The following is a 15,683-nucleotide window of genomic DNA, read 5'->3' as shown; positions in this document are numbered from 1 at the left end:
ACAGGTTCCCGGGAAGGCAGATCCCGATGATCGCACCGTGCACAGCCTGTGGCATGGGACGAAGGTCCTGCCTGCGCCCGGTAGCGCGGGGCCATGCCCCGCGAGCGCGCAGCGCGGACAACGGATCCATCCGCCGGGCATGGCCCGGCGCTACCGACGAACGTGCGGCGTCGGGGATCCGGACGGGGTCAGAGCCCTTTCCTGCGGAAAGGGATCCGCCCCCTGGCCTCAGTGGCTCGCCTTGTCCCGCTTCCAGCCGCGGTGCTGGATATCCAGGTGCAGGCTGTACAGGGCGGTGAACGCCGGGAACAGGTTCTGCAGCACGCCCACCGAGTCCTGCTTGGCCGAGAACAGGAAGTAGCTCAGGGTCATCAGGCTGCCGACCACGCTCATGTACCAGAACAGGCGCGGGATGACCGGCTTGCCGGCACGCTTGGACGCCACGAACTGCACCAGCCAGCGGCCGCCGAACATCAGCGCGCCGGTGTAGCCGATCAGCTTCCAGCCGGTGACGTGCAGGCCGGTCCAGTACAGCCAGGTCAGCGGCTGGTCGAGCCAGTGCAGCTCCATCAACGCTCCTCCACCGCAGTGCGCTTGCTGCGGGTGATCAGCCACGCCACGCCGCGCAGGTCGCGGATGCCGACCAGGGCGCGGCCCAGGTTGTTGTATTTGGACACGCCGGCGGTGCGGTGGCGGTGGTTGACCGGCACGCTGGTGGTCTTCCAGCCGGCGCGCTGCATCAGAGCCGGCAGGTAGCGGTGCATGTGGTCGAAATACGGCAGGTCGAGGAAGGCCTCGCGCTCGAACAGCTTGATGCCGCAGCCGGTGTCGGGGGTATCGTCGCGCAGCATGCGCGCGCGGATCGCGTTGGCCCACTTGCTGGCCCAGCGCTTGCTCCCACTGTCCTGGCGGTTGACGCGCCAGCCGGCGAACAGCTTCACCTGCGCGTCGGCCGACTGCCGTGCAGCCAGCAGCTTGGGAATATCGGCCGGATCGTTCTGGCCGTCGCCATCGAGGGTGGCGATCCACGGCGCGCGGGCGTTGCGCACGCCGGTGCGGACGGCGGTGCTCTGCCCGCTCTGGCTGACATGGTGCAGCACGCGCAGTTCCGGGGTGCTGGTCTTCAGGCCCTGCAGCACGGCCAGGCTGTCATCGCGCGAGTTGTCGTCCACATAGACGATCTCGAACGGCAGGTGGCCGCGCAGCGCGGCAACGATCTCACCGACCAGGGGCGCGACATTGTCGCGTTCGTTGAACACCGGGACGACAACGGAAAGCTCGGGTTGGCTCATGGGTCACTCGGCCAGCAGGGATACAAAGACCGCGCATTCTCCGAAGCCGAGGTTATCCGAAGATGAATCCGGCTGCGTGAGGGTCCGTCCTCAGGCGCGATCGCCAAAATAGTCGCGGCACCACGCCACCACCGGCGGCAGGCCCTGTTCGATCGGGGTCACCGCATCGAAGCCAAAAGCGTCACGGGCGCGTCGGGTGTCGGCCATCGTGCGGACCATGTCACCCGGCTGCATCGGCTTGTAGACCTTCTGCGCGGGGCGCCCGGCGGCCTGCTCGATCACGCTGATGAAGCGCTCCAGCTCGACCGGCGTATGGTTGCCGAGGTTGAACACCCGGTGCGGCACCGTTTCGGTACTGGGGTGCGCGAGGGCGCCGAGGATGCCCGATACGATGTCGGAAACATGTGTGAAATCGCGCTGCATGCGCCCTTCGTTGAACACATCGATCGGCCGCCCGGCCAGCACCGCGCGCGAGAACAGCAGCGGCGCCATGTCCGGCCGGCCCCACGGGCCATACACGGTGAAGAAGCGCAGGCCGGTGGCATGCAGGCCGTACAGCTGCGCATAGGTGTAGGCCATCAGCTCGTTGGCGGCCTTGGTGGCCGCGTACAGCGAGCGCGGCTGGTCCACGCGCTGGTCTTCGGAAAACGGCGGCGTGGCCGAATCGCCATACACCGAGCTGCTGGACGCATACACCAGGTGCTGCACGCCACGGTGGCGGCACAGCTCGAGCATGTTGACGAAGCCGGTCAGGTTGCTGTCAACGTAGGCATGAGGATTTTCCAGCGAGTAACGCACGCCGGCCTGCGCGGCCAGGTGAATCACCGCCGTCGGCTGCACCTCATCGAACAGCGCGGCCAGGCCCTGCTGGTCGGTCAGGTCCAGGATGCGCAGGTCCAGGCCCGGGCACAGCGCGGCCACGCGATCGCGCTTGATCTGCGGGTCGTAGTAGTCGTTGAAGTTGTCCAGCCCGACCACGGCCTGGCCTGCCCCCAGCAGCGCGCGGGCGGTGTAGGCACCGATGAAGCCGGCAGCGCCGGTGAGCAGGATGGTCATGGCAGAGACTCTGTAACGAAGTTCAGACGGTGGATGTTACCGGTCTCAGAAGAAACCGAAGCGCTTTCTGGCGACGTTTACCCGACCCGGCACGATCACGTCCTGGATGTTCTTCGCATCGAAGCGATCCAGCAGGGCCTCGGCGTCCTTCTTCAGCTTCAGGTCCATCTCCTCCGGGTACAGCGGGACGATGGACATGAACTCGATGGTCCTGGCGTCGTCCAGCTGCAGCGTGCCGAAGCCCTCGGGGGCGGTGACCGGCGGCAGCACGATGGCGCCATCGAAACCCACGCCCGGGGCGTAGGGCTCGGCCGGGTGGCCGTTGGGAATGGTGTGGCCGAAGCCGAGCCAGGTGTCGTACTCGTGCGGCAGCCGTGCCAGCGTCTTCAGCAACCGCACCGGCCAGTAGTTGCGCTCGTCCTCGAAGGCATCAGCGCTGATCGGCCAGTCGGCCGGCAGGGTCACCATCAGCTCCATGTATGCCGAGCCGGGCGCACCTCCGGGCAGGGTCATCGGCAGGTCGCTCATGCCTGAGGTCACCAGGCGCAGGTACGGAAACGGCTCACTGGCCGGCACGACATGCACGTCGATATGCACGAGGTCGGAGATGATTTCGTGGAATACGCCCGAGATCGGCCCCAGGTGGCGCTCGATATGTGCGCTGATGGCCTCGATGTGCGATTCACCCTGGGCCGGGGTGAAGTCCTTCTCGCGGCTGTGCACCAGGATCGGGCTGCCGCCCGGGCTGACGTCGTCGATGTCCATGCTCATTCCTGCTCCGTGGATGAGCCGCGGCACGAAGCCGTCCCGCGGCGTGCGCGTCCTGTTGCCTGGCGCTGCTGCAGCGCTGCCGCGCTCAGCCCTGGCGGGTGCGCAGCTTTTCCAGCACGCCGTCCAGCGTGTCCAGATCGGTGTAATGGATGATCAGCTTGCCCTTGCCGCCGCGGCCATGGTTGATGGCCACCCTGGTGCCCAGCGATTCGGACAGCTCGGTTTCCAGCGAGGCGATGTCGGCCTGCTGCACCTTCGGCGTGGCCACCGGGCGGTTGCTCGGCACCTTGCCGGCGGCGAAGGCCTGCGCACGGCGCTCGACCTCGCGCACCGACCAGCCTTCATCGGCCGCTTCCTGGGCCAGCTTGCCGGCCAGTTCCGGGGCCAGGGTCAGCAGCGCGCGGGCGTGGCCCATTTCCAGGCGGCGGGTTTCCAGCAGCAGGCGGATGGCCACCGGCAGCTCCAGCAGGCGCAGCAGGTTGGACACCGCCGCGCGCGAGCGGCCGACGGCCTCGGCGGCCTCGGCGTGGGTCAGGGTGAATTCGCTGATGAGGCGCTGCAGCGCTTCGGCTTCTTCCAGCGGGTTGAGGTCTTCGCGCTGGATGTTCTCGATCAGCGCCATCGCGATGACGGTGCGGTCTTCCAGCTCGCGCACCACCACCGGCACTTCGTCCAGCCCGGCCAGCTGCGATGCACGCCAGCGGCGTTCACCGGCGACGATTTCGTAGTTGCCCGCCGGCAGCTGGCGCACCAGGATCGGCTGGATCACGCCCTGCGACTTGATCGAATCGGCCAGCTCGGAGAGCTTGCCCTCGTCCATCTCGCGGCGCGGCTGGTACTTGCCCGGCTGCAGCTGGCCCACGGCCAGCTTGCGCAGCACTTCACCCGGCAGGGGCTCGATGACCGCAGTGGTGGCCTGCACCTGGCTGGCTGCGCCCTTGGGGCCCAGCAGGGCGTCCAGTCCGCGGCCGAGGCCTCGCTTCTTGGCTGCAGGCTTGCTGGTCATCAGGCGGTCTCCACGGCCTTGGCGGCCTTGTTGCGTTCGTTGTTGCGGCGGATGATCTCGCCGGCCAGGCCCAGGTAGGCCACGCCACCGCGCGAGGCGCGGTCGTAGCCGACGATGCTCTGGCCGTGGCTGGGGGCCTCGGCCAGGCGCACGTTGCGCGGCACGATGGTGCGGAACACGCGGTCACCGAAGTGCTCGGTCAGTTCGGCCGACACCGCGTTGGCGAGGTTGTTGCGCACGTCGAACATGGTGCGCAGCACGCCCTCGATCTCCAGCACCGGGTTGAGGTTGGTGCGCAGCGCTTCGATGGTTTCCACCAGCGCGCTCAGGCCTTCCAGTGCGTAGTACTCGCACTGCATGGGCACCAGCACCGAATCGGCGGCGGCCAGCGCGTTGAGCGTCAGCAGCGACAGCGCCGGCGGGCAGTCGATCAGGATGTAGTCGTACTCGTCGCGGATCGGCGCCAGCGCGCGCTTCAGGCGCTGCTCGCGCTCTTCCTGCGCCATCAGCTGGATCTCGGCCGCGGTCAGGTCGATGTTGCCCGGCAGCAGGTCGTAGCCCTCGGCGGTGGCCACGCGCACGTCCGCTGCCTTGGCTTCGCCCAGCAGCAGATCGTAGGTGGAGGAGACCAGCTCGCGCTTGTCCACGCCACTGCCCATGGTCGCGTTGCCCTGTGAATCCAGGTCGACCAACAGCACGCGCTTGGGTGCGTTGGCCAGGGAAGCGGCCAGGTTGACGGCTGTCGTGGTCTTGCCGACGCCACCCTTCTGGTTGGCGATGGCGATGATGCGGGCCATGCGGGTGTGCCTCGTCGACGTGTGCTGGGGCCGGTCATTATGCGTACAACCGGCCCCGTGCGGAAATCATGGATCGCCAACCCGTTGTTTCGCAAAGGGCGGGCGGCGGGGTTCAGGGGCCTGTAACGGTAACCAGATGGCGTTCGCCGGCCAGGCCGGGCACGCTCAGCGGGGTCACCTCGCGCACCTGCCAGCCTGCCGGCAGGGCCGCGATCTCGTCATGCGGGTAGACGCCCTTCATGGCCAGCAGCACGCCACCGGGGCGCAGCAGGTGGCCACCGACGCGGACGATGCCGGCCAGGGTGTCCATCGCGCGCGCGGTCAGCTGGTCGTAGCGGCCGGCCTCGTCCAGCGCCTCGGCACGCGATTCGGCCACGCGCGCGTTGGTCAGGCCCAGCTGGCGCACGGCTTCGCGCATGAAGCGCGCCTTCTTGCCGTTGCTCTCCACCAGGGTGACCTGCAGGCCCGGGCAGGCGATGGCCAGCGGGATGCCCGGCAGCCCGGGGCCGGTACCGAGATCGGCCAGGCTGCCATCGGCCACGAACGGCTGCATCGCCAGGGAATCGAGCAGGTGGCGGGTGACCATTTCCTGCGGATCGCGGATGGCAGTGAGGTTGTAGGTGCCGTTCCAGCGGTGCAGCAGCGCCAGGTAGCGCAGCAGCGGCGGCGCCAATGCGGCCGCCAGGCCCATGCTGGCCAGGCCCTGTTCCAGCGTGGAGACCACGCCGGCGGGAAGATCGTGTTCGCTCATGCCGGCATTATCGCCGGTTTTGCCCGCCGGTTCGCCGCTTTCACTGCGGATACCAGGCCAATGCGGCGCGGAACTGGCCGCTGGCCTGCCATTCGTGCAGGTGCCAGCGCTCGGCCTGGCCCAGTTCGGCGTCGCACCAGCGCAGGTGCAGGGCACCATCGGCGGCGGGTGCCAGCTGCAGGCGGTGCAGGCCGAAGGAGATGCCCTGGCCGTGCGCCTTGAGCAGCGCTTCCTTGGCGCACCACACGCGGAAGAACCAGTGTTCGCGCTCGTCGGCGGCCAGCCCGTGCAGCCACGCAACTTCATCGGGGTGGAAGAAGCGATGGATGATTTCCAGCAGCCGCGGGCGCGGGCGCAGCAGTTCCAGGTCCACGCCCAGCCTCACGCCCTCGCCCAGTGCCACCAGCAGCACCTCGCCGCTGTGGCTCCAGCCGGTGCCGTAGTGGGCCAGCGCGCCGGCCAGCTCTGGCCGGCCCTTGTCGTCGCGCACCAGCGGCAGGGCATCGGGTTCGCCGCCCAGCGCCTGCGCCAGCACCTGCCGCGCCTGCGGCTCACCGCGCTGGCCGGGCACGTGCGGGCAGCGCCAGACCGTGACCGGGCCAAAGCGCCAGGGGCCGTCCAGGGTGGCAGGCAGGCTCATCCGCACGCGCCCGTCACGGGATTGCACGACGGGTTCACAGCGCTGCGCGTCAACTGGCGCTCGTCCCTTCCCCTTCCCGAGGTCACGTTCATGGGCATCATCATCTGGCTGATCGTTGGCGGCATCGTGGGCTGGCTGGCCAGCATCATCATGCGTCGCGACGCCCAGCAGGGCATCATCCTCAACATCGTGGTGGGCATCGTCGGCGCGCTGATTGCCGGCTTCCTGTTCGGCGGCGGCATCAACGATGCCATCACCCTGCGCACCTTCCTGTTCTCGCTGATCGGCGCGGTAATCCTGCTGGCCATCGTCAACCTGTTCACCCGCAAGAGCATACGGTGAAGCAAGGGGTAGCGCCGGGCCACGCCCGGCGTCTCCCTACCGCCGCTGCGGTCGCCGGGCATGGCCCGGCGCTACCGCCTCAACCCACTTCCACCCACGCCGGCGCATGGTCGCTGGGGCGTTCCCAGGTACGCGGCTCGCGGTCGATGCCCGAGGCCACCGCACTGGCCTTCAGCGCATCGGAGACCAGGGTCAGATCGATACGCAGGCCCAGGTTGCGACGGAAGCCGGCGGCGCGGTAATCCCACCAGCTGAACACGCCGGCCTCGTCGTTGTGCAGGCGGAACGCATCGTGCAAGCCCAGCTGCAGCAGCTTCTGCAACGCGCCGCGCTCGGCGGTGGAGGTCAGGATGTGGTTCTCGTTCCAGACCTCGGGGTCGGGTACGTCGCGCACGTCCGGGGCGATGTTGAAGTCACCCATCACGATCAGCTTCGGATGGCGTTGCAGTTCCTGCGCGATCCAGGCATGCACCGCCTCCAGCCAGCGCAGCTTGTACTCGTACTTTTCGGTGCCGACGTCCTGGCCGTTCACCACGTACAGGTTGATTACCCGCAGGTCGCCGAAGGTGCCGGCGATGACGCGCTTCTGCTCGTCCTCGAAGCCAGGGATGCCGATCTGCACGTCCTGCGCCGGCTCACGCGACAGCAGGGCTACGCCGTTGTAGGTCTTCTGGCCGGCAAACACGCTGCGGTAGCCCGCGGCGATCAGCGCCGAATCGGGGAACTTGTGGTCCTCCAGCTTGGTTTCCTGGATACCGACGATGTCCGGGCCGAAATCCTTGAGCCACTGCTCCAGGTGCGGCAGGCGGACATTGAGCGAATTGACGTTCCACGAGGCGATTTTCATGGGGGGCATTCTACCCGGCCCTGCTTTGGTAGACGCCAACCTTGGTTGGCGCGTGAATCTCCGTGTGCCAACCAAGGTTGGCACCTACCAGCAGAGCCACGCCATGCGTGGCTTCACCGCAGCAGGAATCGCAACAACCCCGCAATCTTCGAATACGGCGGCTGCAGCCGGTCACTGGCCGCCCAGCGCGACTGCCACAGCACCGGCAGCCGCTTGCTCATGGCATCGAAGCCGGCCCGGCCGTGGTACGCGCCCATGCCACTCGCCCCCACCCCGCCAAACGGCAGGCCGTCGGCGGCGAAGTGCAGCAGCGTGTCGTTGACCGTTACCCCGCCCGCCACCACCTGGCCGAGAATGCGCTCCACCGTGGCCGTGTCATGGCTGAAGGGATACAACGCCAGCGGGCGGTCGCGCGACAGCACATCGGCCAGCGCGGCTTCCAGGTCCGGGTAGGCCCGCACCGGCAGGATCGGCCCGAAGATCTCCTCGCGCATCAGGTCCAGATCATCCGGCGGGTCCAGCACTACCGTCGGCACCAACAGGCGCTCGCGGTCGGCGCGCGCCTGGTCCACCTGCGCCAGCGCAATCACCGGAACACCGCGTTCGCGCGCCTGCGCCAGATAGCCCTGCAGGCGCTGGTACTGGCCTTCGTTGATGATCCGCGTGTAGTCACCCGCATCGCTGAAACCGCCGTAACGCTCGCGCACCTGCTGCTGCAGCGCCTGCACGAACTCACGCTGGCGCGCCGTGTCGATCAGCACGTAGTCCGGCGCGATGCAGGTCTGGCCCGCGTTGAACCACTTACCAGTGGCCAGTCGCGCGGCAGCCTTTTCCAGCGGGAAATCGCGGCAGACAATCGCCGGGGATTTGCCGCCCAGCTCCAGCGTCAGCGGCACCAGATGCTCGGCCGCGGCGGCCATCACCTTGCGGCCCACCGCCGTCGAACCGGTAAACAGCAGATGGTCCAGCGGCAGCGAGGACACCGCCGCAGCCACGTCCGCCCCGCCCTGCACCACTGCTACCCGGTCGAACGGGAACACGCTGGCCAGCAGATCGGCCAGGAACGCGCTGGTGCGCGGGGTGTGCTCGGAGGGCTTCAGCAGCACGTGGTTGCCGGCGGCGATGGCCGTGACCAGCGGCACCAGCGCCAGCGTGACCGGGTAGTTCCAAGGTGAGATCACGCCGACCACGCCGAGTGGCGTCGGCCGCAGCTGCGCGCGCGCCGGCCACAGCTTCCATCCCGCCGATGCCCGCTGCGGCTTCGACCAGCGCCGCAGGTGCCGACGCAGATGATCGATGGCCGACAGCACGCTCATGCCATCGGCCAGCTTCGATTCAACGTGGGCGCGGTGGCCGAAGTCCTCGGCGATGGCCTGGGCCATTTCATCCATGCGCGCCTGCAGCGCCTCGCGCAAGCGGCGCAGGTCGGCTTCGCGCTGGTCAAGCGAAGGGCGCTGGGCCTGCCAGGCGCTGCGCAGGGTGTGCAGGATGGCGGGGAGGTCGGCGGCTGAGATGCTCATTCCGCGACTATACGGCGTGCGCACGTGAGGCGGCGGTCTCGATGGGGTCAGATCCCTTTCGCGCGCGAAAGGGATCTGACCCCGGGCGCGAGAGGGCGTGTCGCTTCGGATGCTTGTCAACCGCGATGACGGCATTGAGCGCTGTCTGTTCGCGTCTGCGGAGTTTTGTGCCGCGCGTTGCGCGGTCGCCGAGCATGGCTCGGCGCTACAGGGAAACGAAAAGGCCGTGGTCTTCACCACGGCCTCTCCTTCACCCAATGAACATCATTCTTACTTGGTGATGTCCACGTTCTTCGTTTCACGCAGGAACAGGCCGCCGATCATCACCGACATCAGCGCGATGATGATGGGGTACCACAGGCCGTAGTACAGGTTGCCGGTACCAGCCACCAGCGCGAAGGAGATCGCCGGCAGGAAGCCACCGAACCAGCCGTTGCCGATGTGGTACGGCAGCGACATCGAGGTGTAGCGGATGCGGGTCGGGAACAGTTCGACCAGGTAGGCGGCGATCGGGCCGTAGACCATGGTCACGTACAGCACCAGCAGCCACAGCATGAAGATCGTGCCGGCGATGTTGATGCGCGAGCCATCGGCCTTGGCCGGGTAACCCGCACCGGTCAGCGCGGTTTTCAGTTCGGCACCGAAGGCATCGGCCTTGGCCTTGCTTTCTTCCTTGGTCAGGCCGGCCCCCTCGTACGAGGTGACGCTGGCGCTGCCCACATTGACCATGGCCAGCGAACCGGCAGCGGCCGGCTGCACGTCATACGGCACGCCCGCCTTGGTCAGCGCGGCAGTGGCGATGTCGCAGGAGCTGGTGAACTTACGCACGGCGACCGGATCGAACTGGAACGAGCAGGTGTTCGGATCGGCCACAACCAGGGCCGGTGAGTTGCTGCGGGCCTCTTCGATGGCCGGGTTCGCGAAGTGGGTCAGGCCCTTGAAGATCGGAATGTAGGTGACGGCGGCCAGCAGGCAGCCGGCCAGGATGATCTTCTTGCGGCCGATACGGTCGGACAGCCAACCGAAGAAGATGAAGAACGGCACGCCCAGCGCCAGCGCGGCGGCGATCAGCAGGTAGGAGGTGGTGGCGTCGACCTTCAGCATGCTGCTCAGGAAGAACAGCGCGTAGAACTGGCCACCGTACCAGACCACGGCCTGGCCGGCTGCGGCGCCCAGCAGGACCAGCAGCATCAGCTTCAGGTTGCCGCCCTTCAGGCTGTCACGGAACGGGGTCTTGGAGCCCTTGCCCTCGGCCTTCATCTGCTGGAACAGCGGCGATTCGCTCAGCTGCAGGCGGATCCACACGGAAACACCCAGCAGCAGGATCGAGACCAGGAACGGAACGCGCCAGCCCCAGGCTTCGAAGGCTTCGTTGCCCAGGAAGTAGCGGCAGGCCAGGATGATCAGCAGCGACATGAACAGGCCGAGCGTGGCCGTGCACTGGATGAAGCTGGTGTACAGGCCACGCTTGTCTGCCGGGGCATGTTCGGCCACGTAGGTCGCAGCGCCACCGTACTCACCGCCCATCGCCAGGCCCTGGGCCAGGCGCAGCACGATCAGGATGACCGGTGCGGCGAAACCGATCGAGGCGTAGTTGGGCAGCACGCCGACCAGGAAGGTCGAGATACCCATGATGAGGATGGTGACCAGGAAGGTGTACTTGCGGCCGATGCGGTCGCCGAGGCTGCCGAAGAAGGCCGCGCCGAACGGACGCACGAAGAAGCCGGCGGCGAAGGCCAGCAGGGCGAAGATCATGCCCGTGGTTTCGTTGACGCCACTGAAGAACTGCTTGGCGATGATCGCGGCAAGCGAGCCGTACAGGAAGAAGTCATACCACTCGAAAACGGTGCCCAGGCTGGACGCGAAGATGACCTTCTTGTGGCCCTGGGTGAGTTGGGCTTTCGCCGGTGCAGGTGTTGTTGACATGAGACGTTTTCCCTCTGTAGATGCCGACCGTTGGTCGGCATGCAATCCCGGTAGGTGCCGACCGTTGGCCGGATCCGTGTTCTGGCAGGTGCCGACCGTTGGTCGGCACTCATCTAGAAGCTGTACTTCGTGGTGAACTGCAGACGGTTGATATCGCCCTTGCGCCCATCTTCGATCTCACGCACGCCGTACATGTACTCGGCACCGATATCGACCTTGGGCATCGGCGTGTAGAAGATGTTGCCGCGGATGCTCTGCACGCTCTTGGTGACCAGCGGCCCCAGGCTGCCATCGTTGTCGTAGTCGCTGCGGGCGTAGATCAGGTTGGTGCGCAGCTTCGGCGAGAAGGCATGGCGCCAACCCACGTAGCCGGCCAGCACGCCGGTCGGGTTCAGTTCGTCGCGGGCGATGTCATAGGCGGTATCCGCAGTGACGCCCAGGCCGATGTAGCGGGCGATGCCCTCGCCACCGGTCAGCTGGTAGTGCAGCGAATCGTTGCCGCCCATCACCCACTTGCCGCCCAGGGTCAGGCCGCCGGCCACCTTGTCGGCCTTGGCGCCGGTAGCCTGGTTGTCGACCTTCAGCTGGCGGACGATGCCGCCGACGCCGAAGGTGCCCCAGTCACCCTTCCAGCCATAACGCATCGTCAGGTCGGGCAGGCTGCCACGGTCGGAGTTGGCGCTGGCGTTGGTCCACACGCCGGTGACCGGATTGCGGGTACCGGTAAGGGTGGTGGTTTCCGGGTTTTCCAGGGCGACGCTGAAGCCGCCCTGGGTGTAGCGCACCTGGGCCTGGCGCACGAACACCACGCCATCGGTCGGGCCGACGAAGTCGACCGCTTCCGGCAGTGCCGCCGCATCCATGAAGTTGGACCAGGTCTGGCCGGCCAGCCAGTTGTTCCAATACATGTAGGCGTGGCGCAGGGTCACGCCGTAGGTGTTGGTGGCGGTCTGGTTGCCCAGCGAGTTGCCGAAGAAGTCCATCTCGAACATCGCGCCGGCCTTGTTGCCCGATTCGCTGACGTTGTCGATGCCGATGTTGAAGCGCGAGAACTTGGCGTGGGCGTTGTAGTCCACATCCGAGCGCTTGCCCGAGCCGCCGGCACCGGCCACCGGGGTCTGGCCCGGCAGGTACAGCGCGCGGCCGGTGGCATCGTCGGCCAGCTGGCCATCGCTGGTCTGGGTGGCCATGAAATCGGCCTTGATGAAGCCGCCGATCTTGACCGTGGTGCCCGGCGCGGCGCCCGGGGTGATGGTGGTGACCTGGATCGGCTGCTTGCCGGCCGGCACCTGCGCGAGCGGCTTCTGCTCGGCCTGGACGGCGCGGACATCGGTCACGGCCTGCTGGGTCTGCACGATCTGGGTCTGCTGTTGCTGCTGCGAGGACAACAGCGCCTGGACCTGGCGCTCCAGCTCGGCAACGCGTGATTCAAGCGCTTTCTCTTTGGCGGTCTCTGCGAACGCCATGCCCGGTGCGACCAAGGCGACCAGCAGGCAGGCCGCCAGAGGTTTGCGCACGGCTTTCAACGTACGGTGGCTCATGTTGCCCTCTCTCCCAAGTGGCAAGGTGATGCCGCGCGTGGGGCACGGTCGAGCCGAGACTGCGGGGCGTTTATGTATAGCGGTATTCGCCATTGGTCGAACCCGGGCCTGCTGGGCGCCGACTTTCGACCATGGTCTAAGCGCCGTGGTGACGCGACCGGGGGTGGATGGGGCAAACTGGTGGCGGAGGGTCGTTGCGATGCTGCGACCGCACATACAAAGTCAACGTGCAAGTGAGGGTGCCATGGCTGATATCTACCCCGTCGATCCGCAGTTCGCCGCCAAGGCACGCATCGACAAGACGTCTTACGAGCAGCAGTACCAGGCTTCGGTGTCCGACCCGGATGCGTTCTGGGGCAAGGCCGCCGAACGGCTGGACTGGATGCGCAAGCCGACGAAGATCAAGAACGTCAGCTACGACCTGGCCGACTTCCACATCCAGTGGTTCGAGGACGGTGAGCTCAACGCCAGCGTGAACTGCCTGGACCGCCAGCTCGAGAAGCGCGGCGACAAGACCGCCCTGCTGTTTGAACCGGACGGCCCGGACGCACCGGCCCAGCACGTGACCTACCGCGAGCTGTACGAGCGCACCTGCCGCCTCGGCAACGCACTGCGCAACCTGGGCGTCAAGAAGGGCGACCGGGTCACCATCTATCTGCCGATGATCGTCGATGCGGCCGTGGCCATGCTGGCCTGCGCGCGCATCGGCGCGATCCACTCGGTGGTGTTCGGCGGCTTCGCTCCGAACTCGATCGCCGACCGCGTCAGCGACTGCCAGAGCAAGCTGATCATCACCGCCGACGAAGGCCTGCGCGGTGGTCGAAAGATTCCGTTGAAGGCCAACGTCGATGCCGCGCTGAAGCTGCCGGGCACCAACACGGTTGAGACCGTGCTGGTGGTGCGCCACACCGGCGGCGCGGTCGACATGCAGGCCCCGCGCGACCGCTGGTTCCACGACGTGGTGGACAGCCAGCCGTCCACCTGCGAGCCCGAACGCATGAACGCGGAAGACCCGCTGTTCATCCTCTACACCTCCGGTTCCACCGGCAAGCCGAAGGGCGTGCTGCACACCACCGGCGGCTACCTGCTTTACGCGGCCTACACCCATGAAGCGGTGTTCGACCTGCGCGAGGACGACATCTACTGGTGCACCGCCGACGTCGGCTGGGTCACCGGCCACAGCTACATCGTGTACGGCCCGCTGGCCAACGGCGCGACCTCGCTGATGTTTGAAGGCGTGCCGAACTATCCGGACACCTCGCGCTTCTGGAACGTGATCGACAAGCACAAGGTGACGATCTTCTACACCGCCCCGACCGCCATCCGCGCACTGATGCGCGAGGGCGAGGAGCCGGTGAAGAAGACCTCGCGCGCCTCGCTGCGCCTGCTCGGCAGCGTCGGCGAGCCGATCAATCCGGAAGCCTGGCGCTGGTACTACGAAGTGGTCGGCGACAGCCGCTGCCCGATCGTCGATACCTGGTGGCAGACCGAAACCGGCGGCATCCTGATCTCGCCACTGGCCGGCGCGATGGACCTCAAGCCGGGTTCGGCCACCCTGCCCTTCTTCGGCGTGCAGCCGGCGCTGGTCAATGCCGATGGCGAAGTGCAGGACGGCCCGACCGAGGGCAACCTGATCATCCGTGATTCCTGGCCGGGCCAGATGCGCACGGTGTACGGCGACCACCAGCGCTTCATCGATACGTATTTCCGCACCTACCCGGGCAGCTACTTCACCGGCGACGGTTGCCGCCGCGATGAGGACGGCTACTACTGGATCACCGGTCGCGTGGACGATGTAATCAACGTGTCCGGCCACCGCATCGGCACCGCCGAAGTGGAGAGCGCACTGGTGTCGCACCCGAAGGTGGCCGAGGCCGCGGTCGTCGGCTTCCCGCACGACGTCAAGGGCCAGGGCATCTACGCCTACGTGACCCTGGTGGCCGACGAGGCCCCCAGCGACGAGCTGCACAAGGAACTGGTCGCCTGGGTGCGAAAGGAAATCGGCCCCATCGCCACGCCGGACCACCTGCAGTGGGCGCCGGGCCTGCCCAAGACCCGTTCGGGCAAGATCATGCGCCGCATCCTGCGCAAGATCGCCGAGAACGCGCCGGACCAGCTTGGCGACACCTCGACCCTGGCCGATCCGTCGGTGGTGGCGTCGCTGGTGGACGAGCGCAAGGTCCGCTGATGTACTACCCGGGCAGGGGACCCGGGGTCGGATCCCTTTCCGTCAGGAAAGGGCTCTGACCCCAGTGAACTCCAGCCGCCAAGGGGTCAGAGCCCTTTCCTGACGGAAAGGGATCTGACCCGCACTGTTTTCCCCCACGGTTCCCCCCGACCATGACCACCCTCCTGATTGCCGATGACCACCCGTTGTTCCGCGAAGCCCTGCGAGGGGCCGTGCAGCGGGTCATCCCGGGCGTACAACTGTTCGAGGCCGACAGCGTGGAAGCACTGTACGCGCTGGCCGATCAGCACAACGACGCCGACCTGGTCCTGATGGACCTCAACATGCCCGGCGCGCAGGGGTTCAACGCGCTGGTGCACATGCGCTCGCTGCACCCGCACCTGCCGGTGGTGGTGGTGTCCGCACGCGAAGAAGCCACGGTGATGCGTCGCGCGCTCGACCACGGCGCACTGGGTTTCATTCCCAAGTCGGCCGACTCGGACACGATCGGCCACGCGCTGGGCACCATCCTCGACGGTGAGACCTGGGCGCCGCCGGAAGCGCACAACGTGCCACCCACCGGCAGCGAGGAACGCGAAGTCGGCCAGCGCCTGCGCGAGCTGACCCCGCAGCAGTTCCGCGTGCTGCAGATGCTCGGCGCCGGCCGGTTGAACAAGCAGATCGCCTACGACCTCAACGTCTCCGAAGCGACGATCAAGGCCCACGTCACCGCCATCCTGCGCAAGCTCGGCGTGACCAACCGCACCCAGGCCGTGCTGATGGCCGGCAAGCTGGCCATCGACGACGACGCCATCGTACTGCCGCCGGAAGAAGACTGAACCTTCCGTTGTAGAGCCGAGCCCATGCTCGGCTGCTGTTCCCCGAAGGTCGCGCTACGCGCGTGAGCCGAGCGCAGGCTCGGCGCTACAGGACTCCGCGGCACCTGCGTTTGTAGCAACTGTCTTGTTAGGCGGAGGCCATCTGGGCCTCCGCGTCCCGCTTGCGGGCGTTGAGGATCACCAGCATC

15 protein-coding genes are annotated in these 15,683 nt (G+C 67.1%); 3 read left to right on the top strand and 12 right to left on the bottom strand.

Annotation, left to right across the window (positions count from 1 at the left end):
* Nucleotides 1-228: 228 nt before the first annotated feature.
* The 8 genes from NQ204_RS08760 to NQ204_RS08725 all read right to left on the bottom strand — a co-directional run bounded on the left by NQ204_RS08760 (nucleotide 229) and on the right by NQ204_RS08725 (nucleotide 6,313).
* Nucleotides 229-570, bottom strand: coding sequence for a lipid-A-disaccharide synthase N-terminal domain-containing protein (locus NQ204_RS08760; RefSeq protein WP_108760679.1), 342 nt, complete (start codon nucleotides 568-570; stop codon nucleotides 229-231).
* Nucleotides 570-1,292 (bottom strand): glycosyltransferase family 2 protein, encoded by a 723-nt coding sequence (locus NQ204_RS08755; protein ID WP_116863093.1) that lies wholly within the window; start codon nucleotides 1,290-1,292, stop codon nucleotides 570-572. The genes NQ204_RS08760 and NQ204_RS08755 overlap by 1 nt, the downstream gene beginning before the upstream one ends.
* Before the next feature lie 90 nt (nucleotides 1,293-1,382).
* Nucleotides 1,383-2,348 carry an NAD-dependent epimerase/dehydratase family protein gene (locus NQ204_RS08750; protein ID WP_116863092.1) on the bottom strand — a complete coding sequence of 322 codons (966 nt, stop codon included), beginning with the start codon at nucleotides 2,346-2,348 and terminating at the stop codon, nucleotides 1,383-1,385.
* A gap of 45 nt (nucleotides 2,349-2,393) precedes the next feature.
* Complete coding sequence (locus NQ204_RS08745) at nucleotides 2,394-3,119, bottom strand: suppressor of fused domain protein (protein WP_256643606.1); 726 nt, start codon at nucleotides 3,117-3,119, stop codon at nucleotides 2,394-2,396.
* A gap of 85 nt (nucleotides 3,120-3,204) precedes the next feature.
* Complete coding sequence (locus NQ204_RS08740) at nucleotides 3,205-4,125, bottom strand: ParB/RepB/Spo0J family partition protein (protein ID WP_116863091.1); 921 nt, start codon at nucleotides 4,123-4,125, stop codon at nucleotides 3,205-3,207.
* On the bottom strand, nucleotides 4,125-4,922 hold the full coding sequence (locus tag NQ204_RS08735) for a ParA family protein (protein ID WP_108770493.1): 798 nt from the start codon (nucleotides 4,920-4,922) through the stop codon (nucleotides 4,125-4,127). Before NQ204_RS08735 ends, NQ204_RS08740 begins: the two co-directional genes overlap by 1 nt.
* Nucleotides 4,923-5,034: 112 nt before the next feature.
* Entirely contained in the window at nucleotides 5,035-5,673 is a 639-nt protein-coding gene (gene rsmG, locus NQ204_RS08730; protein WP_108770494.1) for a 16S rRNA (guanine(527)-N(7))-methyltransferase RsmG, read from the bottom strand.
* A 40-nt stretch (nucleotides 5,674-5,713) separates the two neighbouring features.
* Complete coding sequence (locus NQ204_RS08725; RefSeq protein WP_256643605.1) at nucleotides 5,714-6,313, bottom strand: 4'-phosphopantetheinyl transferase family protein; 600 nt, start codon at nucleotides 6,311-6,313, stop codon at nucleotides 5,714-5,716.
* A gap of 90 nt (nucleotides 6,314-6,403) precedes the next feature.
* On the opposite strand from NQ204_RS08725, the gene NQ204_RS08720 reads away from it, so the two are divergent.
* Entirely contained in the window at nucleotides 6,404-6,655 is a 252-nt protein-coding gene (locus NQ204_RS08720) for a GlsB/YeaQ/YmgE family stress response membrane protein (protein ID WP_044571088.1), read from the top strand.
* A gap of 79 nt (nucleotides 6,656-6,734) precedes the next feature.
* Here NQ204_RS08720 and xth read toward each other — a convergent pair whose 3' ends face one another.
* The 4 genes from xth to NQ204_RS08700 form a co-directional block, all read right to left on the bottom strand.
* Nucleotides 6,735-7,502, bottom strand: coding sequence for an exodeoxyribonuclease III (gene xth / locus NQ204_RS08715; protein ID WP_116863089.1), 768 nt, complete (start codon nucleotides 7,500-7,502; stop codon nucleotides 6,735-6,737).
* A 113-nt stretch (nucleotides 7,503-7,615) separates the two neighbouring features.
* Nucleotides 7,616-9,022, bottom strand: a complete 1,407-nt coding sequence (locus NQ204_RS08710) for a coniferyl aldehyde dehydrogenase (RefSeq protein WP_256643604.1) — start codon at nucleotides 9,020-9,022, stop codon at nucleotides 7,616-7,618.
* 270 nt (nucleotides 9,023-9,292) lie between these two features.
* Nucleotides 9,293-10,948 carry an MFS transporter gene (locus NQ204_RS08705; RefSeq protein WP_256643603.1) on the bottom strand — a complete coding sequence of 552 codons (1,656 nt, stop codon included), beginning with the start codon at nucleotides 10,946-10,948 and terminating at the stop codon, nucleotides 9,293-9,295.
* A 113-nt stretch (nucleotides 10,949-11,061) separates the two neighbouring features.
* A complete protein-coding gene (locus tag NQ204_RS08700) occupies nucleotides 11,062-12,489 on the bottom strand; it encodes a DcaP family trimeric outer membrane transporter (protein WP_256643602.1) in 1,428 nt (475 codons plus the stop codon).
* 244 nt (nucleotides 12,490-12,733) lie between these two features.
* Here NQ204_RS08700 and acs point away from each other — a divergent pair, with 244 nt between their 5' ends.
* Both acs and NQ204_RS08690 read left to right on the top strand, forming a co-directional pair.
* Entirely contained in the window at nucleotides 12,734-14,677 is a 1,944-nt protein-coding gene (acs, locus tag NQ204_RS08695) for an acetate--CoA ligase (RefSeq protein WP_116863087.1), read from the top strand.
* 152 nt (nucleotides 14,678-14,829) lie between these two features.
* A complete protein-coding gene (locus NQ204_RS08690; RefSeq protein ID WP_006477308.1) occupies nucleotides 14,830-15,495 on the top strand; it encodes a response regulator transcription factor in 666 nt (221 codons plus the stop codon).
* Nucleotides 15,496-15,683: the final 188 nt, after the last annotated feature.

This window comes from Stenotrophomonas testudinis, from assembly GCF_024499815.1.
Lineage (GTDB): Bacteria > Pseudomonadota > Gammaproteobacteria > Xanthomonadales > Xanthomonadaceae > Stenotrophomonas.
The sequence above is the reverse complement of the archived record's forward strand: the minus strand, read 5'-3'. Positions and strand labels throughout refer to the sequence as shown.